This is a genomic window from Anaerobacillus sp. 63XJN7_4_ISO-PGPR-S23-413, from assembly GCF_056173725.1.
In genome coordinates, this window is sequence record NZ_CM149688.1 from 2714003 (window position 1) to 2734180 (window position 20178).

Consider the following 20178-nt stretch of genomic DNA (forward strand, 5'->3'; position numbering starts at 1 on the left):
TATTAATTTCGTACTGGACTACTTGCAGTGGCGTACTTCTTTTTAGGAATTCTTCCTGCAACGTAAGACAATCTTCCTGCTCTAATAGCCAACTTAACTGACTCAGCCATCATAACAGGGTTTCTCGCTTTCGCTATGGCTGTATTAAGGAGGACTCCATCTGCCCCAAGCTCCATCGCTTGTGTTACATCAGATGCATGTCCAAGACCCGCATCGACTATGACGGGTACCTTCAGTTGTTCTGTAATTAGTTCAATATTGTATGGATTTAAGATGCCGAGACCAGTTCCAATAGGAGATCCACCTGGCATGACAGCCGCTGCACCTGCTTCTTGTAGTCGATAGCAAAGTGCTGGATCATCAGAAGTATACGGTAAAACAACAAAACCTTCTTTAGCAAGAACCTCTGTAGCTTTCAAAGTTTCCACCGGATCAGGGATTAGCATTTTTTCATCACGACTAACTTCGATTTTTATCCAATCACTTAAGCCAGATGCTTTTGCTAAACGAGCGATGCGAATGGCTTCTTCAGCAGTCGTAGCTCCGGAAGTATTGGGCAAATAGTGAAATGATTGATTCTCGATGTGCTGTAAAATCGCATCTTCATTTGGTGCAGTAAGATTCACTCTTCGAATAGCAAATGTGAGAACTTCTGCTTCAGAAGCTTCAATTGCTTTATTTTGAACATATGGATTTGGATATCTTCCCGTGCCAAGAAACAATCGTGAAGAAAGTTCTTTACCGGCTATTGTTAATTTATCATTCATTCGGTCAACCCCCTCCTACAAAGTGGACAAGTTCGATTTTCATTCCTTCTTTTACTTCTGTATCGATCCATTCCGAGCGATCAATAATTGTTCCATTAACTTCAGTGACAACCAACCCTTCTTGCAAGCCAAAATGAGTAACAACTTCTTTCAATGTTGCCACTTCTAAATCATGCTGCTCTCCATTAACTAGTAATGTCACTTGGGAATCACCTCTTTTTGAATGGATTGAATAAATGCTTCGCACGTGCCTTTAATATCGGCACTACCAACTACTTCACTAATGACACATACTCTAGAAGCACCTGAATGGAGGACGTCCGAAACATTATGCAATTTGATGCCGCCGATGGCTACAAACGGAATAGATATTTCTGCTGCAACTTCTTTGAGATAGTCAGTTGTTACTGGATCAACAACATCGCTTTTGCTATTTGTAGGAAAGACTGGCCCAGCCCCGATGTAATCAGCACCACGCTGCTCTGCTTCACGCGCTTCTTCGATTCGATGTGTGGAGATACCGATGATCTTATTAGGTCCAACAATCTTCCTTGCTACCTCTAAAGGTAAATCATCCTGACCGAGATGAATGCCATCAGCATCAACGGCTAGCGCAATATCAATGTGATCATTCACAATAAAGGGAACTTCATATTTTTGTGTTAGCTCCTTTAATCTCAAAGCTTTTGCTAGTACAACCTTTTTAGAATTCGTCTTATCACGCAATTGAATAATATCAGCACCACCTTGTATCGCTTGCTCCATTACCTCAACTAGGTCTCGATCAGGGTGGAATTCTTCCCCTGTAATGACGTATAATTTAAAATCCTTCATTATTTACCTCCTCTAATACTTTTAACCTTAAGCCTATGTTAATGAGCTTTGTTGATTTTCGGCTCAATTACGCTCTGTGATAACCAATCGCTTCGAGCTAAAAATCGAGAATCAAGAGTATAAGCTACCACCGTAAACGCTTAAAAACGATTAACATAAAACACACTAAAAAACCCCATTCCGCGTAAGGAATGGGGGTAGTAATACGTAATCAATACTGCTACCGACTTCCCTACGCTGGTATCAACCAGATCAGGTTCAAGGGTAAAAGAAATGACGGTTTCTTTTTCTCAGCCTTCCCTTACATGAAGGCACCCCTAGTCTTTGGAATTATGAAATTAAGTTTATTATGACAAAGAAGTGATTAAAAAACAAGCCACTAACCTACATATACAGAGAAGAAAGGAAAATCCCTAACGTATCTTGGTAAATAGTGTTGAAATCAGAAGTAGGCAAAGGACTTTCCCCTTTTCCAATTTCTACGGTAAAACCCGGTCTTCTAAAGTCTTGAATAAACCAATCCTTGTATCCAGCGAAACTATCAACATAGCGAACTGCTCGATAACCGCTCAGTCGCGAAAATTCTCTCACTAAGATTTCTGACTCAGGAGGTTCAAGTCCTTCGAAACCCCAAAAGATCACTTCACCTTGAGAATGAAATGCTAGCGCACGATCAAATTCCTTTCTTCTCGTCAGGTCTGCGATCGCTATTGCTTCTGGCTCTGTAAGCGGTGCTTTTCCCGGGTAATTTCTTGGAGAAGGTTTTGTTGGTTTTCGTTCAGCTTCTATTTCCCATTTAGCAGGATACTGATTGTTTAAATCAACTCCCCTAATGTTCGCCTTCCATCTGTTAAATTGTTCACTTCCATTATTAATTTGATCCGCTAATGAGCGATAAGGTTCTTCTTCAGGTAATCCATTAATGACAAGATCAACGCCATCTGGGTTTACCATGGGTACAAGAGAGAGAGAAGTCGATTCATATAGAGATGGGAGGTAAACACCGCTCAATCTCTGACTATTCGTCAATTCACAAGAATAATCATCTACAAATTTCATAATGAGAGTTGAGGTTAACCATTCATTAGCATGAAATGCTCCATTCATATGAACTTTTTTCTTTCCTGTTCCCACTACTAGTTCTGGGATTGGCTTTTCCATGACAGATTCGCCAATGATTGATCGTTTAATAAATGGATAAACAGCAAGTATTTTTCGAATATCATTAACAAGGGTTTGATAATCGTAATTTTGATTTGGGTTAATGAGTGACCACGTTACACGAATCGGTATATTCACTTTTTCTCCTGGTTGTAACGAAAAAGGATTCGAATCGTTTAGCAAAAGAACACCATCTAGGGGTGTTCCGTACCATCCTGCTATTTTCCATAATGTATCTCCTGGCTTAATGGTATAACTTTTCGTGACAAACCCAGGGATCTGAATTTGTTCTCCGACTATAAGTTGATCAGGATTCTCAAGATTATTACTATCTAATATTAATCGAAGTGGAATTTGAAACACTCGGCTATATTTCCAAAGGCTATCCCCACTCTTCACCCTAATTTTCATGTCATACCCTCCCACATTTCATATCCTTCTTACAATGATATGAAATAATGAGTGATGCATATGCTACATAATTAGGACATATTAGCCTTATTGCTCGCCTCAGAAAAAATTCATTACAATACAATAACCCCACCTAACATCCAAGGTGGGGTTTGCATCTTTCATGCTATTTTTCTATTTCTGTATCCTCTTGTTGCTCATCATGCTTGCCTAAGAAACGTAGAAGGTCTCCATAAACGATTTTATCTGAGTAGGCAAGATCAGTTTTTGCCTTCTCCATGTATGGTTCACAGGCTGATTTATCCGTTTCTTCTCCTGTTTCTTTGTCATAACAGACATTTTTAGTGTATAGATTATTTTCAGTAATGAAGCTTCCATCGCGAAGGATAGTGAAATTATCCTGTTCTTTTGCAAAAAGATCGTTACCAAATTTAATCATATCCTTCGTATCAATACCAAGCAGGTGCATGATCGTCGGCTTCAAATCAATTTGACCACCGACCTGGTCCATCACTTCCCCTTCTTGGCCAGGAATATGAACAACGAGTGGAACTTTTTGAAGTTCCGTGGATTCAAATGGTGTAATTTCTTTGCCTAAGAATTCTCCCATAGCTTTGTTATGGTTCTCAGAAATTCCATAGTGATCACCGTACATGACGAAGATGGAATCTTCATAAAGTCCTTCTTCTTTCATGCGCTCAAAGAATTTCTTTAGAGCTTCATCCTGATATCGAACTGTAGTGAAAAATCTGTTAACAGTTCCATCATCTGAAGTCCACTCTGGAATATATTCATCCTCTGATTCAAGTGTAAAAGGAAAGTGGTTCGTTAATGTAATGTATTTAGCATAGTAAGGTTCCGGTAGCGTTTCTAAATATTTAATGGATTGATCAAAGAAATATTCATCTTTCAATCCCCATCCGATTGAATTATCAGGCGTTACTGTAAAATCGTTAATGTCATAGAACTTATCGTATTTAAGGGAGTCATACATAACGTCACGGTTCCAGAAGCTTTTGTTATTCGCGTGGAAGACAGCATTATAGTATCCATCCTCACTTAATATTTCTGGAGATGCATTGTATTCGTTACCTGAATGGGTAAAGAATACAGCTCCACTTGGGAGTCCATATAATGAATTCTCAAGAATAAATTCGGAGTCAGAAGTTTTACCCTGAGCTGTTTGATGATAGAAATTCGGGAAATAATAACTTTCATCTATAAGATCATTTAAGAAAGGCGTAATTTCTTCTCCATCCACTTCTTCATTCACTACAAAACTCTGTGTGGATTCTAACGATACAAGGATGATGTTTTTCCCTTCTGCTTTACCAAACATTTCAGGATCTGGCTCAACGTGGTTAGCTTTTACATAGTTTTCGATATCTACAATCTCACTGCCATCTGCAAATGCTCGCTGTGCTTTTGCTTTCGACTGAAGAACAGCGTCATAAACGTGGTAGTTATAAGTACCAATATATTTTATGAGCATTTCACGATCAAACGTACGAGTTAAGAGCTGCGGGCGTTCTGTTTCTGCAAGCCCAACATTAACAGCAAAAAGAGCTATAGCACTAGCAAATACAATAGCAATTTCTTTCTTCTTAACCGTGTACGCCTTCGTTTTTCTTACGAAAAGGAAAACTGACAGAATAATGATATCTACAAAGAGCAAGAAATCAAAACCGCTTACAAGTTCAGCAATACTATTTCCGAGCTCTCCCATATTATTCGTTTGAAACAACAATGGTATTGTTATAAAATCAGTAAATTCACGGTAGTATACGACGTTTGCAAATAGAATAAATGAGCCAATAAAATTAATGACCAATAGTACTCTGTTGCGATACTTTGGTGAGGCAAATAGGGCAAAACCGAGGAATAGCAATACAGAACTAAGTGGGTTTAGCAGTAAAATAAACCCTTCCATTTTATTTTCAGGTTCAATGTTGAAAGCAAATTCATACACCAAATACGTTTTTAACCACAGCATAAAGGCTACGATTAGGAAAAAAGAATACTTATTTTGTAGCTTTTTCATGTTTTCTTAGTACCTCCTTAGTTGAATATAAGGAAAAGCTACCATTACTTTCTACGACCATACATAATCGCAATGATAGTATGTTTTCGAAATTTAATCAACTAACTTTTGTCCTTATTTTAGTATTTCTTTCACAATTATTTTGATTCTGAGCAGCCTGTCTGTTAGTAATAACGAATGAAAAGGACAAAAAGTTTCATTTGGGCAATTTTTTTACATAAAAAAAAGAAAAGATCGAACTTAACTGATCTCTTCTTCCCTTGTTATAGCAGGCTGAAACATGAAAAACTAGGACTATTTCATCAATTTCGTTTTTACGAGCCACGCTCCTCCTATTACGCCAGCATCATTGCCGAGTGTGGCAATTGCAAAATCCGCACCTTCTCTAACTCTTGGCAATGCATATTTTTCAAATTGTTTTTTTAAGGGGGTTAGAAGTACATCTCCTGCTTTTGATACGCCCCCACCTATTACAATTTTAGAAGGATTCAAGGAATTAGCCAGGTTTGCAATCGCAAGTCCTAGATGGAAAGTTACATTATTCACTACTTCAACAGCATATGGATCCTCGGCATCAGCGCCTTCAAAAATATCACGAGAAGTAATTTCATTCTTTTCTTGATAAATATGATATAGGACACTGTCCTGATGTGACATAAGTTTTTCCATCGCAATACGAACAACACCAGTCGCTGATGCTACTGTTTCAAGGCAGCCTGTTTTGCCACAATTGCATTGCGCTCCACCATCAGGGATGGATGTAATATGACCTATTTCCCCCGCCATGCCATTCGTTCCATGAATGATTGTTCCATTCGTAATAACGCCTCCGCCTACTCCAGTCCCAAGCGTGACGCATAGCAAATCACGTGCTCCATCACCTGCGCCACGCCACATTTCACCAAGAGCAGCAATGTTCGCATCGTTATCAATAATAACTGGTAACCCTGTTTCAACTTCAAGCTTGTCTTTTAAAGGAAAGTCTCGCCATCCAATGTTTACTGCGTGGTAAATAAATCCTGAATCCATTTCAATGAAACCTGGAGCTCCCATACCGATACCAGAAAACTTCTTTCTGCTAACGTTCATTTCTTCCATCTTATCATCAATAGCACGAGCTATATGAGTTGTGATATGACGACCAGCTTCCGATTTATCAGTAGGAATTTCCCATTTACTAATAATTTCACCATAAAAATCTAGGAATGAAAGCTTGATGGTTGTTCCACCTAAATCAACACCAATGAGCCATTTTTCTTCTTTCATCTTAATCCACCTTTCGCAAGTAACACTTTATTTCAGAGGAAAACCTTTCTTTTCAAGAAATTTCTTCATATACGTTCGAACAGGGGTCGCTAATTTATGTGCCATCATAGAAGTCCATCCTGCTGATCGTTGACCTCCCGTTCGATTCGTGTAATAACCTGAAATAACTTCATCATATTCGTTTAATCCTTTTTTAAATGCATTTGCATCCTGCTCATATTCATCAATATGATAGATGTTATTTAAGGGCAATCGTGGTTTTACATCTGGATCCTGATCGGGATATCCAACACAAAGACCAAATAAAGGAATAACAAATTGAGGAAGATTCAATACTTCACTCACTTTATCAAGGTCGTTCCGAATGCCACCAATATAGCAAATACCTAGTCCCATTGACTCTGCTGCTATGCTGGCGTTTTGTGCAGCAAGCGCTGCATCTATTAATCCTACCATGAACTTTTCAGTTGTTTGCGTCGTTTCCGTTACATCTGTCCCATGCATTTCAGCTGTTGCATGGTGACGATTGAAATCTGCACAAAAAACAAAGAAGTGACCATTTTTTTCAACATAACTTTGCCCACCAGCTAATTCAGCAAGCTGCTTTTTCTTTTCTTTGTCTTCCACACCAATGATCGAATATGCTTGTATGTAGCTTGAAGTTGAAGCGGATTGCGCTGCTTTTACTAACGTATGAATTTGCTCTTCTGTTAATGGCTTATCTTTAAATGCTCTAATTGAGCGGTGAGCAAGCATCGTTTCAATTGTCTGATTCATGTTTTGTCCCTCTCCTTGCTAATTTCATTTCTTATGATCATTCTGGCGACGAGGTAATCCTCATTCTCGAGAATTTTCATATCGTATAACTCTTGGATCTCGCCTTCCATTAGTTCAAGGTCTCCAAGTCGAGTTCCAGTATAAACAATCATGCCATATTGCTTTAAAAGCTGCTGTATATCATAAAATGTTTTCATTTTCTTCACCATTGTTCATTATAGCAATCCCTAGCGCCAAAAAAAATAATTACGCACAAAAAGACCACATTCCCGTTTAAGAAATGTAGTCTCTGCTTTACATCTTGTAAATAAGCCATTGATATTAACGATCCGGATCTTTAGGATGTAATACCGTAGGTCTACGATTTTTAAGTGGCATAGGTGATCTGAATATAACATCTCGAAATGCCCGATAAGAAAACGGGATAAACGGCCATAGATAAGGAATATGAAACGATTTTGTACGAATTAAAAGCATTATCCATAGTGTAAATCCTCCAACAAATCCAATTACGCCAAAAGCTGCGGTCAAAATGAGCAATAAGAGACGAAAAAGTCGATTAGCAAGACTTAATTCATAGGATGGTGTTGCGAATGTCCCCATTGCTGCAAGGGCCAAATATAAAATGACCTCATTAATAAACAGTCCTACCTCTACTGCTACTTGTCCAATCAAAATGGCCGATACAAGACCAAGCGCAGTCGCAAGGGAGGTTGGAGTATGAATGGTTGCCATCCTGAGTATATCAATCCCTATTTCTATAAGTAAAAATTGAACGAACAGAGGCAACGTTCCGTTTTGATCTACCCCAATAAACTGCATATTTGAACCGAGTAACCGTGGGTTTGTAGCAAATAAATACCATAGCGGCAAAATGAAAATTCCGATCCAAACGGCTATAAAACGAACAAGTCTCAAATATCCGCCAACAAGCGGCTTTTGTCTGTACTCTTCAGCATGTTGCAGATGATGCCAGAAAGTAGTAGGGGTAATAAGCACACTGGGCGATCCATCTACAAAGATCAATACGTGACCTTCATAAAGGTGAATAGCTGCTGTATCGGGACGCTCTGTGTACCTCACAAGAGGATAAGGATTTAAATGTCTTCCACAAATAAACTCTTCAATCGTCTTTTCGCCCATCGGTAAGCCATCTGTATCAATGTTACTAACAGAATCCTTAATTCTATTTACGATTTCAGGATCAGCAATATCTTCAATATAACTAACACAAATGTCTGTTTTGGACCTTCTACCTACTTGCATATATTCCATTCTTAACGTTTTATCTCTCACTCTTCTTCTCGTCAGTGATGTATTGAATACGATCGTTTCTACAAAGCCATCTCTCGCGCCCCTTGTTACACGCTCCAAATCTGGTTCCTGTGGTCCTCTGACCGGGTACGTTCTTGCATCGATCATAATAACTTCGCTCATACCTTCTACAATAAGGGCAGTTGGACCAGCAAGCACTAAATCCATTACAACATCCAGATCCTTTTGTCGATCAATTTCAACGTATGGGATATGTACTTTCATGAGCTTCTCAAGTGGATCAGGATCAAGTTGGGAAGGTTCAAGTCTTGATAGTAACTTCATAAGATAGTGAAGAATATCATCTTTGACAAAGCCATCGATTAAAAACATCGCCATTTTTCTACCTGCGTAATCAAGATCTAGTTGAATAACATCAAAACTTTTCCCAACACCTAATTCTTTATGAAGGAAATCGATATTTTCCTCAAATGAACGACTAACGGGATGAATGATCTTTTTTTGAGACATAGTTCCCCCTCCTCCCTTCCATCATTCACCATTCTTACATTATGCATACCTCATTGGAAAATTGGGCATAGAAAAACCAGCCTTTTAAGAAAGGCTGGTTATCTCATTCAATCGATCATTTCCGATAAGAGGTACTGATAAATTAAATGTGCTGTATGAAGCATTGAATCCTGATGTGTTCGCTCATATGCGTGGGAAGCATCAATACCAGGACCAATAAGCGCATGACGAACATCCACTCCTGCCCGAATGGCAGCTGATGCATCTGACCCATAATAAGGATAAATGTCGAGTTTATACTCAATCTTATTTTCCTCTGCAAGCTTCACAAGATGTTTACGTAAGCGATAATGATATGGACCGCTTGAATCTTTGGCACAGATCGAAACCGTATATTCATCAGAAGTTTGTCCATCTCCAAGTGCTCCCATATCCACAGCTATGTATTCGATGGTTTGATCAGGGATATTGGAATTACCACCATAACCAATTTCTTCATTATTCGAGATTAGAAAATGCGTCGTATGTGGAAGCCTGATGTTGTTTTCTTTTAGTTTCTTAATGTTTGCAAGAAGAAGAGCTACACTAGCTTTATCATCCAAATGGCGTGATTTAATAAATCCAGAATCGGTAATTTGGACACGAGGGTCAAAAGAAATAAAGTCACCAACACTCACTCCTAAATTCATGACATCTTCAGGATTAAAGACACGCTCATCAAGACGCACTTCCATGTTCTGTTCGTCTCGTTTGACCTCCCCATTGTTTTTATAAACATGAACAGAGGTTTGGTGTAAAAGAATCGTTCCAGTAAAACGCTTGCCATCTCCGGTGATAATCTCACAGTACTCACCTTCAATTGCATTAAATCGAAAACCACCAATTAAAGATAAGCGCAGGCGACCATCACTCTTAATTTCTTTCACCATCGCTCCCAATGTATCAACATGAGCTGTTAACATCCGTTGACGCGACGAATCTGCCCCTTCAATAGTAGCAATGAGTCCACCCTTATTATTTCGTTTTGTCTCTACTCCAAGCTCTTGCATTCTCCCCTCAACCCAACTAATGACTTCATCAGTGTAACCAGATGGGCTTGGAATACTAACTAATTCTTTCGTAGTTTGTAGAAGTTCTTCTGCATGAAATAAATCACTCATTGATTTCATCCTCTCAAATTGAATTAATTGGAAAAGCAAACGAATCCTTCTTCATATTTCAGTTAACTATCACATACATATGATGACAAGCTTACTCATTTGGAGGTATCGGGATGATCAAAAGAATTCACTACGTTATCATGCTAGGTATGATTGGTTTTTTTGCGCTCATCCTTGTTAACACTAGTAGTAATCCTGTTAGGGAATCATTTACGTATTTCCCACCTGATCCAGACGTCGCATTTGATTCAGCAAGCACATCTCTTTCTATTCTAACGCAGGACGATGAAGATGAATACACATTGGATTGGAAGACAGAATCAAGTCTTTCTGAAGTGGCTTACCTTCGTCAAGATTTATCATTTCTCTATGAAGAAGGTCGCCTGATTGATTCCATGTCAATTTGGAAAGAAAATACGGCTACACTTCGTCAAAAAAAAGAATCTACAAGTGAAGATAGCGGACATTATGAAGCGATTACCTACCATTATGGAGAAATCCATTACCCTAATGATGTAATTAAAAGTGCCCAGCAATTGAGTTATGACCAACTTTACGTCATTGACTCTCCGATGACACCACTTGAGTCTTTTAAAAAGGCTTCAAGTGAAGAGGAAAAAGAATGGCAATACATCCTCGATCATGCCATGGATCAACAAGCCCAGTTGGTTTTCAAAGCTATGGTAACAGAATATAATCTTCATCCTGAAGACTATTATATTTTCCCACTAACCTCGTTAGATCAATATCAACAGCGAACGCTCCCAGGACTATCTCAGAAACAGACCGCTGATACGATCGGAGGCATTTGGGAAGGTCTATACAAAAACTATTTCCTTGGCATAATTCCACCGAATGGCCCGACAGAATCACCTATTGGAAGTACAATTCCAATCATATTGCTTCATAAAGATTCACCATATTTACTCATCCTATTCCAAACGAAAAGTGGAAAGAACATTGAGCTTATTCAATACCTTAACGAGCCTATATTAGAGCCACAAGATACAGAAGAATAAAGAAAGGATTAATTGATTAATACTTTCTTCAGTTCTTCATAAGTCAATATTTCTGGAATATCTTTGCGAATTGCGTGGTCAACAGCTTCATTCCTGGAATTAAAATATATTGCATCAAAGCCTGCTTCTATAGCAGGCTTAATGTCATGATCCCACGTATCCCCTATGTAAAGATACTGCCCCGTACTTCCAAGAACATATTGAAATATGTCAACGTCTGGCTTTTCAATCCCTACAGTTTCTGAAATGTAAATATTCTCATGAGGGATCCATTGAAGCAGTTGAAGAGCTTTAATTTTTGCTAGCTGTGTTTCCTGCCCACCATTTGTAATAATGCCCAGCTCTATTCCACTATCCCTCAAATTAGATAGAATAGAGGAAACCCCGTCATATAATTCAGCGAAGGAGGCAACTTTAGATTGATATTCTCTTTGGAACTCTAACGCTTCCTCCTCAGAGCAAGTTAAGTTAAAATAGTCATTCGTTTTACAAAATCGCTTCACCTGGTACCGCTCTCTTGACCATCTACCTTCTTCATAGGCATTCCAATATTGATCGCAATTAGATTTGAATACATTAAACCACTGCTCAACTGAAACAGATTTACTTTTATTTAGCAACATTTTTTCTGCACAATGCAAAATGGTTTTTTTAAAGGCCTTTTCATGATCATAAAGAGTGTTATCTAAATCAAAGTAGATGTGTGTCCACTTCATCTAAAGCTCCCCCAGTCTCCGGTTAATCAAACTATTCCTTATTGTCTTCCCCCTATTCTAACCTTTTCAATTTTTAGAAGAAAGCTTTGTTAGCTTATATTGTTGATTCTCGACTTTTGCCTCATTCGAGTGGTCATCACAGAGCATAAATGAGCCAAAATCAACTGCGTGCATTAACATACCCTAGAACAAAGAAAAACCTCCACCGGTGAGGTAGAGGTTAAGATAGAAAAGAGCTAAAAAGTTTGTTACGTAAACCTGGAAATTTCAACGAATTTCCGACGACAAAGCGCCTTATCACCGCGACGCCTAGCAGCCCATTTAATAATCGGTATCGGTATTCATACAACACGACTACTAAAGATAATAGAACAAGAACCTTCGTTATTTTCATCATTCTCCTCCTGAAACTGTACTATATCTCTACTGTTTGCAGGTAATGACGTTTTTATCCATGATTCACAGAGGGGTCTTCACCTAATTTCTTATTGTTCCAATAGCCCAAAATCACAGTAAATAATGGTGATAGCCATAGAAAGACTGCAAACGGAAGATAGCTTAACACCGATACCCCTAACGTTTCTGCAAAAAAGGCACCCGATACTCCCCATGGGATTAACGGATTAATGAGCGTCCCAGCGTCTTCTAATGTACGGGAAAGATATTTCCGATCCACGCCTGCTTTATCATAAAACGGCTCAAACGTTTGACCAGGAAGAAGAATTGACAAATACTGCTCACCTGTTAACAAATTCACTCCAATTGCAGATGTGGCTGTGGCAGAAATTAAATGGCCTCGCTTATTTAGAAGCTTTGTTAACCCGCTCATGAGGGATTGAATGATTCCCATCACTTGCAGAACGCCACCAAGTGCTAATGCTAAAATAATCAGTGAGACGCTCCACATCATTGATTGAAGGCCACCTCTATTTACGATTCCATTTACAAGATCACTTGATGTATCACTCACAAAACCATTTTGCATCGTTCCAAGAATTGAACCAGCTGAATACACGCCTTGTGTTAACATTGATACGATAATTCCCGCAAGAAGCCCGGCAAACAAAGTGACTAGGACAGGCACTCTTCTTACAGCAAGAACGAGCACGATAACAGGAGGAATTAACGTCCAGAGTGATATATTAAACTCACTTTGCAAAACCGACATAGCTTTGTTCAAATCCTCCGGGTTAACGGAAGTAGATAAATTTTTACTCATCATAAAAAAGAAGATTACTGCTACGACAATGGCTGGAATGGTAGTCTGTGTCATATGTCGAATATGAGTGAACAGATCTACTTTTGCAACAGCAGGAGCAAAGTTGGTCGTATCAGAGAGGGGAGACATTTTGTCTCCGAAGCATGCACCTGAAATAACAGCTCCAGCGGCCAAAGCCGGGTTAACCCCCATTGCTGCTCCTATTCCCATCATCGCTACGCCAATGGTACCGATTGTAGTAAATGAACTGCCTGTAAAGCTTGAAACGATAATGGTCACGATCAATGCACTGATGAGAAACCACTCAGGCTGGATGAACTGAAGCCCTCCATATAACAATGTTGGCACCGTACCACTCTGCATCCATACGGCGATCATCATTCCTACTACAAAAAGAATGAGAATTGGCTTTAAGCCCGTAGTTATACTCTGCAGTAAAGCCTTCTCTATTTCTTCCCACTTCATACCAAGAATTAATCCCAATATCCCCATTCCTACTATGCCAGCAAGAAGAGGAATATGCGGTTCTACCTTTAAGCCAATAATACTAAACAACATCCAGCTCATTAATAGCGCAATCACAACAAGCGCTATTGGAAATGATATTTTTTTCATTTTCTTTCTCTCCCTTGATCTATGTTCTCTCACCGATTAGTTTTGCTCTATCTGTCTTTTTCCATTAAAAAAAGCCCTTCAATAATTGAAGGGACGAAATTTTTTCGCGGTACCACCCTTATTGACAGTAATAACTGCCCACTTATATCCTCAATATCGGGAGGATCACCCGTACCTAGCTCCTCAAATGTAATTTCACTCCTAGACGCCCTAGTTTTCACCAACCACCAGGTCTCTTCGACTGCTTATCTAGAGAAGCTACTTTTTCTGAATCTTCGCTTTTGTGCTTTTATGCTTTTGTGCGTTTAAGTAACATCGTTATTCTATAATTGAATATGAGCTATGTCAAGGATAAGAGTTAAGATGTCAAAAAGCACCAGCCTAAGGCTGATGCTTTTTACATGCCAATATATCTTGAATAGAGTGCTTTTGCTCTTCCACTATCTTCTGTTCCTTGAATAAGTACCCGTCCATCTGGAAATAACACTAGTCTTTCCCCCTCCTCAAGTTGCGCTTTAAGTAAGAAAGGAGTTTTCTTTACTGTAGTTGTTTTTTCTAGCTTTGATGCCCATTCTTTTAAATCAAAATGACTTTCAAGCTGTATCTGAATCGTTTCTCTTCCACATAGAGAGGTGATATCCTGCTTAGCTCCCGCTTTTAATGATGGATATTCGTTTGTTTGGCATGTTGGACAACCTTCTTTAGGCGAAGAAAATTTCATCGCATAACTATGATTATGCCAAATATCCATTGTCATTAGGCTGCGATGAAGCTTCTCATGGTCTCCCGCTATATATTTCATAATCTCAGTCACTTGATACGATGCGATAATATCAACGATAGGAGAAATAACCCCGATCGTGTCACACGTTTCACCAGTCGTTCCTTCGCCACCCTGAATAAAGCAACGAAGGCAAGGCGTTTCACCAGGAACAAATAGTGCTGTCATTCCCCTTGAACTTACCGCCCCACCATATACAAAAGGAATATTCATTTTAAAACAAGCATCATTTAAAAGAAAACGTGTGGAAAAGTTATCGGTCCCGTCCATAACAAAGTCCACTTCTTCCATAAGGTCACTTACGTTACTTGCATTAACATCCGCTATGATCGCTTCGATTTCAACTGAGGAATTCATTTTTTCTAGTTTCTTTTTGGCTGCAATTGTTTTTGGTAACGCTGCCGAAACATCCTCTTCGTCAAATAGCATTTGTCTTTGAAGATTGCTCTTCTCAACATAATCACGATCGACAATTCTTACATGACCGAAGCCCGCTCGCACAAGATGATTGGCAATCGCTGTCCCTAGTGCACCCATTCCTACAACAAGAGCCCGTGATTGACTGAAATTCTTTTGGCCTTCTTCGCCTATAGGAGAAAACAGCATTTGTCTTGAATACCTTTTAAAGTCATCCATTTAATCTCTCTCCTTTTGAACAAATTTATATTCTTCTTTTGTATTTACATTTAAAAACTGCTTTTTCAGTTCTTCAACTGTTATATATTGGGCATTAATTAATTCAAAAAGATCATTCATTTTTCTTTTTCCTGATAAAAGAAGCTCTTCGATAATGGATTGACAGGAAGAATGATAGATAGCACAGAGTGGCTGGCTTCTTCCAGAGCTCACCGGTATGACGGCCATTGCTTCTGGATGTTTGATCATTTCTTCAATTAGTGTAGAAAATAGACCATCTGTTACGAACGGCATATCACAAGCGACCGTTAGATAAAGATCACCATTCGTTTGAGTCATCCCAGAATAAAGACCTGCTAGCGGTCCCATCCCTACAAATTTTTCCTCATCTCTTATCACTCTTATATCTTCTGATGTGCTCATGCTAAACTGCTCTAATAAATCTCTATTTGTTACGATAATGGATTCATTTACAACAGGGTGAAGTTGATTCAGTACCACTTCATAAAAAGGCTTGCCGTGATAAGTGGCAAATGCTTTTGGGGATCCAAACCTTCTGGACTCCCCTCCTGCTAGCAATGTACCTATTATTTTCATAACCACCATGCCCCTCCCACAAGAGCGCCAATCATAGACGAGGCGAAATTGACCACGTCATTATTAAATCCTTTTATACCGCTGATTTTGACTGTCCTATTTCCACAATGCATATGGCGTTCGGTTTTTGAACCACATTTCTGACATTTTAATTCTTCTTGCAAGGTTGCTCCAATCAGCGTATCGCTTAAACAGCCGACAAATCCTGCGACCGTAACAATAACTAACCCTAGAAAAGATAAGTCAAAAACAAGTGAACCAACTCCTCCAATTAAACCAGCTCCGAGCAAAGACGCCAATATACCTGGCATACTAATAGCTCCAGAAGTGCCTGCCGGAACGAATTTCATCGTTATTATATGAAGGGGGCGTCGCTTTGAGAGAACGCCAAGTTCAGATGCCCACGTATCAGAATTAGAAGTGGCAATCGCACTTAGAAAAATAAACAGCCATACATCCCCAGGGAATAAAAGCATCATTATTCCAGCGAAAGCAGCAACCCCACCATTTGCAAGAACTTGATACTGATCTCTCGAAGCGCCCTTTTCTACAATTTGTTCCACGCCATCTTTTAACTGCGCTTTATACTTACTCCATATAGTAGAAGTTAAAAAAAAGATACCAAGAAGCAAGAGCCCTTTCCAGCCAAAACCTAGTGCGATCGCGCACCCAACACCTGTGGCGGCTATTGCTCCATTTCTCGAAAGTGCATGAACTTTATATCCTAAAATACCTGTTATAGCACTTAAAAAAGCGTAAATGATCATTTTCCGTTAACAAGCTGTTCATTAGTAATGATGGCTTCCACAGGTACGTCAAAAGATTCGGTTGGCACCTTTTCAACGACTTGAAATTGATAGGCAAGGGATACGGTTGAGTTTGAATAGTGTTGCAAATATCGATCATAAAAACCGCCACCAAATCCAATCCTAAAGCCATTAAGATCAAAAATGAGACCAGGAACAAGCAAAAGATTTATTTCTTCTGGGGGACACACTACTGTTTTATCGGGGCGAGGTTCTTCCAACCCAAAATAAACGCTTTCTAGCTGATCCCACTCTGTTAAGTAGCGAAAAGTCATCTGCTTCGTCTTCGGATTACACTTCGGGACTGCTACTCTCTTTCCATCAGTCCAAGCTTTTTCTATAATTTTCTTCGTATTTATTTCACCTTTCATTGCCACGGTTAATCCGATCGTTTTAGCCTTTTTGAATGGTTCATATGTATAAAGACGTTCACGTATTTGTTCATCAAGCAATATTTTCTCATCAGCACTAATTTCTTTTAATTTCACTTTCATGTTTGTTCGCCATTCATGTTTTGATTGCATCATCATTCCTCCTACTTTTCTCTTCTATTAGTTTACGAGAAAATGTGCAAATAAAAAAGCAGTAGGATATCCTACTGCTTACTTTGTTTCGCGATGTAACGTCTGCTTTTTAAGTCTTGGGCTGTATTTTTTAAGTTCAAGACGATCAGGGTTAGTACGTTTGTTCTTCGTCGTGATGTAGTTACGATCGCCTGTTTCAGTGCAAGCCAATGTAATTTGTACGCGCATGAATATCCCTCCAAATCCTATCAAACTGTTCATTTAACAACATACTTCATTATGATAACAAACATATCTCATTCAATCAAGTTGTTTTTGTTGAAGAAAGTGACTCATATTTCTCAAGATAATCCTTCACCACATCTACGTACGTTGCATGCGACCAGGTTAAGGGTGCTACAGATAGTGGTTTACCCGTGTAAGGATGAACCTGTTCTGGTAGTATACCACTTGTGAGGGCCTGCTTAAATACCCAATCAATATGATTCTTCGCATCGCGAAGTTGTTCAATCGTTTGAGCACTAGAAATTTTCCATTTGGCGATCCATAGAGTACAAATAACCCACGGATTCCCTGGTACTTCTTCTACATTTTGTGATTGTTGAAAATAATAATCACTAACATAACGTGCTACACCGCCTATACTTGTTTTGACAGACAGGCGTTTTTCAATTTCTTCCATTGTACGAACGACCCTTGGATCATCTGCAGGGAATACTCCAAAAGCAAATAGACCAAACAAACTGCTTTCTATTGTATAATCCTTCGTTATCTCTCCAGTCTCACCATTGCGGTACAACCCCCGAATAAAGCAGGAACGGGTCTTATCATATAAATGTGTCTCAATTCCTTTTTTGATCCGCTGTGCCCCTTCAAAATAGCTATCAGCGCGGTCATCTTCACCAAATAGCCTTGCAAACGAATGAGCTGCCATCAAACCTCCATAGCAAGCTGAAGCTGTAAAGCTAAAAATTCCAAATCGCTCTTCCCAAAGATCGTAAGAAGGAAGTGGTAAATCTAGCGCTTCATCCATAAATTGCAACAAGAACTTAGCTCCTGGCCGTACTAAGAACTTATAGAGCGATTGAGCAAATTCAATATCTCCTGTCGATTGATAATGCTCCCAAAAAGCCCAGAGAACAAGAGCAGTTTCATCTTCTTGTATTGGAAGCTGAGATTGCTTTAAACGATCCACATAGGGATGCCAGCTCGATCCTACAGAGCCATCAGGATTGTATTTGTGATGTAAATACCCTTCTTTTGAAAGAAGCTCTGCACAGCAGCGATAGAAGTTCGCCACCATTCCATGGTAACCTGCTTTTGACATCGCTGAAGCAATGAGCGCGCCATCTCTTGGCCACATATAACTATAATGGTCTCGATTGTAATGCAAAATGTCTGAATCATTCGCCGCAATAATCGTTCCATTTTGGTTGGTTTGCGTTCGAACAATTAATAAGCTTCTTTTATAAAGTGAAAGAATGTCCGATCCTAAGTCTGTCTCAGGTAACACCGACTTATTCACCCAACGGTTCCAGTACATCCGAATTTTTTCAACAGTCAATTGTGTTCCAATCTCACTTACATACTCATGAATACTACTAACTTCTTCCTTCGTTCTTCCAACTGTCATCCAATAATAGGCTACTTTCTCACTGTTAGGTTCCAGCTTCGTTTCCAAAGAAAATGTGCTATCTACTGATCCCTGTGCGATGGGATTCACATGTAAGTGGCCGTCTTCAGCATCGCGCCATGTACCTTCAGCAGCCTGGAATCGTTTCACACCAGAAGTATACTGTTTAATCCCCGCCCCATCTATTTCACCATTAAAAAGAAAATATCGATATCGTTTGTAATGAATCATCGACTTAGTATCCGGACAATAATAAGCTGTATCGCCTACTTCAGTTTCATAAATATTCAGATCTTGATGAAAAAAAATCCTAACGTCACGTCTTTGACCTTCAAGGTTATGAATCGTAATCTTACGAATCATCAGCATCTCACGCTGATGGACCCCCTCTTCAAACACAAGCTTAAGTCCGAGATGAGGATGGACAGCCGTACTATATGTTACCAGCGTGTCTTGATCATAATTAGGCTGAATCTCCCATTCAGATGAATGTAACCATGAAAATTTCCCATCTACCCAAACCCCTATACGATTTGCATGACCTTGAACGTGATTTTGCTGCCCAACATACGGATAATAAATATCTCGTATTTGAAGAAACTGATCCATATTTATAAGCAATTGTCCATTTCCTATTACTAAGTGTCTTGGCATTTTGCTACCTCCTATCCATCTCCTACACTAGTTTATTGCACGAGTGGACAGGTCATTACTTAAGCTTTCTAATTATATGAAAAAACCACACTCTAATTTAGAGTGTGGTTCGATCACTATGCATTAAGGTCGTATCGTTTCCCCTTCACAACATAAATCACGCTTTCGGAAATGTTCGTACAGTGATCACCAATACGTTCAACATAGCGGCATATAAATGAAAGCTGTTGAATTTGACTAACACTTTCAGGATGTTCGGTCATTAACTCAAGTAGCTCCTTCACAAGACGACCATACATGTTGTCAATTTCATCATCTGCATCCGCAACAGCCATTGCCTTATTCACATCTTCATCATAGAAAGATGCAAGCACTTCTTTCAGCATGTTGTTTGCTTTCTGAGCGAGCGCTGGAATTTCTTCGATCGGCTTTACAAATGGTTTATCGCCAATACGAATAATCGACTTTGCAATGTTAACTGCTAGATCTCCAACCCGCTCAACATCAGTTGTAATTTTCAGGGCTGAAATAAGTCTTCTTAGATCGGTTGCAAGCGGCTGCTCCTTCGCGATTAACCAAATCGCTGTTTCGTTAATCTCTTCCTCGAGGCGGTTAATTTTATAATCATTATCAATAATTTCAAGTGCTTTATCAACATCCTGATTCTTTAATGCAGTAATCGCATCATCAACCGCCAACTGCGCTAAAGAGCCTAGTTCAAGAAGCTTAGTCTTTATTTCATCTAACTGTTCTTGGAAATTTTCTCTTACTACCAT

At 39.2% G+C, this 20178-nt stretch carries 21 protein-coding genes, 1 riboswitch and 1 other annotated feature; of the genes, 1 reads left to right on the plus strand and 20 read right to left on the minus strand.

The window, feature by feature from the left end:
• Nucleotides 1–2 precede the first annotated feature (2 nt).
• From AC0VYO_RS14375 to AC0VYO_RS14420, 10 genes are all read right to left on the minus strand, one after another.
• Nucleotides 3–767, minus strand: a complete 765-nt coding sequence (locus AC0VYO_RS14375) for a thiazole synthase (RefSeq protein ID WP_194222155.1) — start codon at nt 765–767, stop codon at nt 3–5.
• Nucleotides 768–771: 4 nt separating this feature from the next.
• A complete protein-coding gene (thiS, locus tag AC0VYO_RS14380; RefSeq protein ID WP_194222156.1) occupies nt 772–969 on the minus strand; it encodes a sulfur carrier protein ThiS in 198 nt (65 codons plus the stop codon).
• Entirely contained in the window at nt 966–1601 is a 636-nt protein-coding gene (thiE, locus tag AC0VYO_RS14385; protein WP_475367749.1) for a thiamine phosphate synthase, read from the minus strand. Before thiE ends, thiS begins: the two co-directional genes overlap by 4 nt.
• A 212-nt stretch (nt 1602–1813) precedes the next feature.
• Nucleotides 1814–1930: riboswitch (TPP riboswitch) on the minus strand.
• 55 nt (nt 1931–1985) lie between these two features.
• A complete protein-coding gene (locus AC0VYO_RS14390; protein WP_475367750.1) occupies nt 1986–3173 on the minus strand; it encodes a M14 family zinc carboxypeptidase in 1188 nt (395 codons plus the stop codon).
• Nucleotides 3174–3339: 166 nt separating this feature from the next.
• Nucleotides 3340–5214, minus strand: coding sequence for an LTA synthase family protein (locus AC0VYO_RS14395; protein WP_430244296.1), 1875 nt, complete (start codon nt 5212–5214; stop codon nt 3340–3342).
• A 294-nt stretch (nt 5215–5508) separates the two neighbouring features.
• On the minus strand, nt 5509–6480 hold the full coding sequence (locus AC0VYO_RS14400; protein WP_430244294.1) for an ROK family glucokinase: 972 nt from the start codon (nt 6478–6480) through the stop codon (nt 5509–5511).
• Between the two features lie 27 nt (nt 6481–6507).
• Complete coding sequence (nfsA, locus tag AC0VYO_RS14405; protein WP_475367751.1) at nt 6508–7257, minus strand: oxygen-insensitive NADPH nitroreductase; 750 nt, start codon at nt 7255–7257, stop codon at nt 6508–6510.
• Nucleotides 7254–7454: a YqgQ family protein gene (locus tag AC0VYO_RS14410; protein WP_303530630.1), complete on the minus strand. Its 201-nt coding sequence runs from the start codon at nt 7452–7454 to the stop codon at nt 7254–7256. The genes nfsA and AC0VYO_RS14410 overlap by 4 nt, the downstream gene beginning before the upstream one ends.
• Nucleotides 7455–7578: 124 nt before the next feature.
• Nucleotides 7579–9042 carry a spore germination protein gene (locus AC0VYO_RS14415; RefSeq protein WP_475367752.1) on the minus strand — a complete coding sequence of 488 codons (1464 nt, stop codon included), beginning with the start codon at nt 9040–9042 and terminating at the stop codon, nt 7579–7581.
• 107 nt (nt 9043–9149) lie between these two features.
• Nucleotides 9150–10202 carry a M42 family metallopeptidase gene (locus AC0VYO_RS14420; protein ID WP_430244288.1) on the minus strand — a complete coding sequence of 351 codons (1053 nt, stop codon included), beginning with the start codon at nt 10200–10202 and terminating at the stop codon, nt 9150–9152.
• A 113-nt stretch (nt 10203–10315) separates the two neighbouring features.
• Between AC0VYO_RS14420 and AC0VYO_RS14425 the strand changes: the two genes are divergently transcribed.
• On the plus strand, nt 10316–11221 hold the full coding sequence (locus AC0VYO_RS14425; RefSeq protein WP_475367753.1) for a hypothetical protein: 906 nt from the start codon (nt 10316–10318) through the stop codon (nt 11219–11221).
• 8 nt (nt 11222–11229) lie between these two features.
• Here AC0VYO_RS14425 and AC0VYO_RS14430 read toward each other — a convergent pair whose 3' ends face one another.
• From AC0VYO_RS14430 to phoU, 10 genes are all read right to left on the minus strand, one after another.
• Nucleotides 11230–11937 (minus strand): HAD family hydrolase, encoded by a 708-nt coding sequence (locus tag AC0VYO_RS14430; RefSeq protein WP_475367754.1) that lies wholly within the window; start codon nt 11935–11937, stop codon nt 11230–11232.
• A gap of 220 nt (nt 11938–12157) precedes the next feature.
• Nucleotides 12158–12331 (minus strand): hypothetical protein, encoded by a 174-nt coding sequence (locus AC0VYO_RS14435; protein WP_194222167.1) that lies wholly within the window; start codon nt 12329–12331, stop codon nt 12158–12160.
• A 54-nt stretch (nt 12332–12385) separates the two neighbouring features.
• On the minus strand, nt 12386–13771 hold the full coding sequence (gene nhaC, locus AC0VYO_RS14440; protein WP_475367755.1) for a Na+/H+ antiporter NhaC: 1386 nt from the start codon (nt 13769–13771) through the stop codon (nt 12386–12388).
• 86 nt (nt 13772–13857) lie between these two features.
• Nucleotides 13858–14056 (minus strand) — a binding site (T-box leader).
• A 112-nt stretch (nt 14057–14168) separates the two neighbouring features.
• Entirely contained in the window at nt 14169–15188 is a 1020-nt protein-coding gene (locus AC0VYO_RS14445; protein WP_194222169.1) for a ThiF family adenylyltransferase, read from the minus strand.
• On the minus strand, nt 15189–15785 hold the full coding sequence (gene mobA, locus AC0VYO_RS14450; RefSeq protein ID WP_475369067.1) for a molybdenum cofactor guanylyltransferase: 597 nt from the start codon (nt 15783–15785) through the stop codon (nt 15189–15191).
• Nucleotides 15782–16552, minus strand: coding sequence for a DUF92 domain-containing protein (locus AC0VYO_RS14455; protein ID WP_475365488.1), 771 nt, complete (start codon nt 16550–16552; stop codon nt 15782–15784). The genes mobA and AC0VYO_RS14455 overlap by 4 nt, the downstream gene beginning before the upstream one ends.
• Nucleotides 16549–17115 carry a 5-formyltetrahydrofolate cyclo-ligase gene (locus tag AC0VYO_RS14460; RefSeq protein WP_475367756.1) on the minus strand — a complete coding sequence of 189 codons (567 nt, stop codon included), beginning with the start codon at nt 17113–17115 and terminating at the stop codon, nt 16549–16551. Before AC0VYO_RS14460 ends, AC0VYO_RS14455 begins: the two co-directional genes overlap by 4 nt.
• Before the next feature lie 78 nt (nt 17116–17193).
• Complete coding sequence (rpmG, locus tag AC0VYO_RS14465; protein ID WP_048308894.1) at nt 17194–17343, minus strand: 50S ribosomal protein L33; 150 nt, start codon at nt 17341–17343, stop codon at nt 17194–17196.
• Between the two features lie 76 nt (nt 17344–17419).
• Nucleotides 17420–19402: a glycoside hydrolase family 15 protein gene (locus AC0VYO_RS14470; RefSeq protein WP_226614275.1), complete on the minus strand. Its 1983-nt coding sequence runs from the start codon at nt 19400–19402 to the stop codon at nt 17420–17422.
• Between the two features lie 116 nt (nt 19403–19518).
• Nucleotides 19519–20178: a phosphate signaling complex protein PhoU gene (gene phoU / locus AC0VYO_RS14475; RefSeq protein ID WP_475365490.1), complete on the minus strand. Its 660-nt coding sequence runs from the start codon at nt 20176–20178 to the stop codon at nt 19519–19521.

Coding starts and splice junctions, on each gene's coding strand:
- AC0VYO_RS14455 (WP_475365488.1), bottom strand. CDS start 16,552: ATGATCATTTACGCTTTTTTAAGTGCTATAACAGGTATTTTAGGATAT.
- mobA (WP_475369067.1), bottom strand. CDS start 15,785: ATGAAAATAATAGGTACATTGCTAGCAGGAGGGGAGTCCAGAAGGTTT.
- AC0VYO_RS14460 (WP_475367756.1), bottom strand. CDS start 17,115: ATGCAATCAAAACATGAATGGCGAACAAACATGAAAGTGAAATTAAAA.
- AC0VYO_RS14415 (WP_475367752.1), bottom strand. CDS start 9,042: ATGTCTCAAAAAAAGATCATTCATCCCGTTAGTCGTTCATTTGAGGAA.
- AC0VYO_RS14420 (WP_430244288.1), bottom strand. CDS start 10,202: ATGAGTGATTTATTTCATGCAGAAGAACTTCTACAAACTACGAAAGAA.
- AC0VYO_RS14390 (WP_475367750.1), bottom strand. CDS start 3,173: ATGAAAATTAGGGTGAAGAGTGGGGATAGCCTTTGGAAATATAGCCGA.
- rpmG (WP_048308894.1), bottom strand. CDS start 17,343: ATGCGCGTACAAATTACATTGGCTTGCACTGAAACAGGCGATCGTAAC.
- AC0VYO_RS14435 (WP_194222167.1), bottom strand. CDS start 12,331: ATGAAAATAACGAAGGTTCTTGTTCTATTATCTTTAGTAGTCGTGTTG.
- AC0VYO_RS14410 (WP_303530630.1), bottom strand. CDS start 7,454: ATGAAAACATTTTATGATATACAGCAGCTTTTAAAGCAATATGGCATG.
- AC0VYO_RS14400 (WP_430244294.1), bottom strand. CDS start 6,480: ATGAAAGAAGAAAAATGGCTCATTGGTGTTGATTTAGGTGGAACAACC.
- AC0VYO_RS14375 (WP_194222155.1), bottom strand. CDS start 767: ATGAATGATAAATTAACAATAGCCGGTAAAGAACTTTCTTCACGATTG.
- AC0VYO_RS14430 (WP_475367754.1), bottom strand. CDS start 11,937: ATGAAGTGGACACACATCTACTTTGATTTAGATAACACTCTTTATGAT.
- AC0VYO_RS14445 (WP_194222169.1), bottom strand. CDS start 15,188: ATGGATGACTTTAAAAGGTATTCAAGACAAATGCTGTTTTCTCCTATA.
- phoU (WP_475365490.1), bottom strand. CDS start 20,178: ATGGTAGTAAGAGAAAATTTCCAAGAACAGTTAGATGAAATAAAGACT.
- AC0VYO_RS14395 (WP_430244296.1), bottom strand. CDS start 5,214: ATGAAAAAGCTACAAAATAAGTATTCTTTTTTCCTAATCGTAGCCTTT.
- thiE (WP_475367749.1), bottom strand. CDS start 1,601: ATGAAGGATTTTAAATTATACGTCATTACAGGGGAAGAATTCCACCCT.
- nfsA (WP_475367751.1), bottom strand. CDS start 7,257: ATGAATCAGACAATTGAAACGATGCTTGCTCACCGCTCAATTAGAGCA.
- AC0VYO_RS14425 (WP_475367753.1), top strand. CDS start 10,316: ATGATCAAAAGAATTCACTACGTTATCATGCTAGGTATGATTGGTTTT.
- AC0VYO_RS14470 (WP_226614275.1), bottom strand. CDS start 19,402: ATGCCAAGACACTTAGTAATAGGAAATGGACAATTGCTTATAAATATG.
- nhaC (WP_475367755.1), bottom strand. CDS start 13,771: ATGAAAAAAATATCATTTCCAATAGCGCTTGTTGTGATTGCGCTATTA.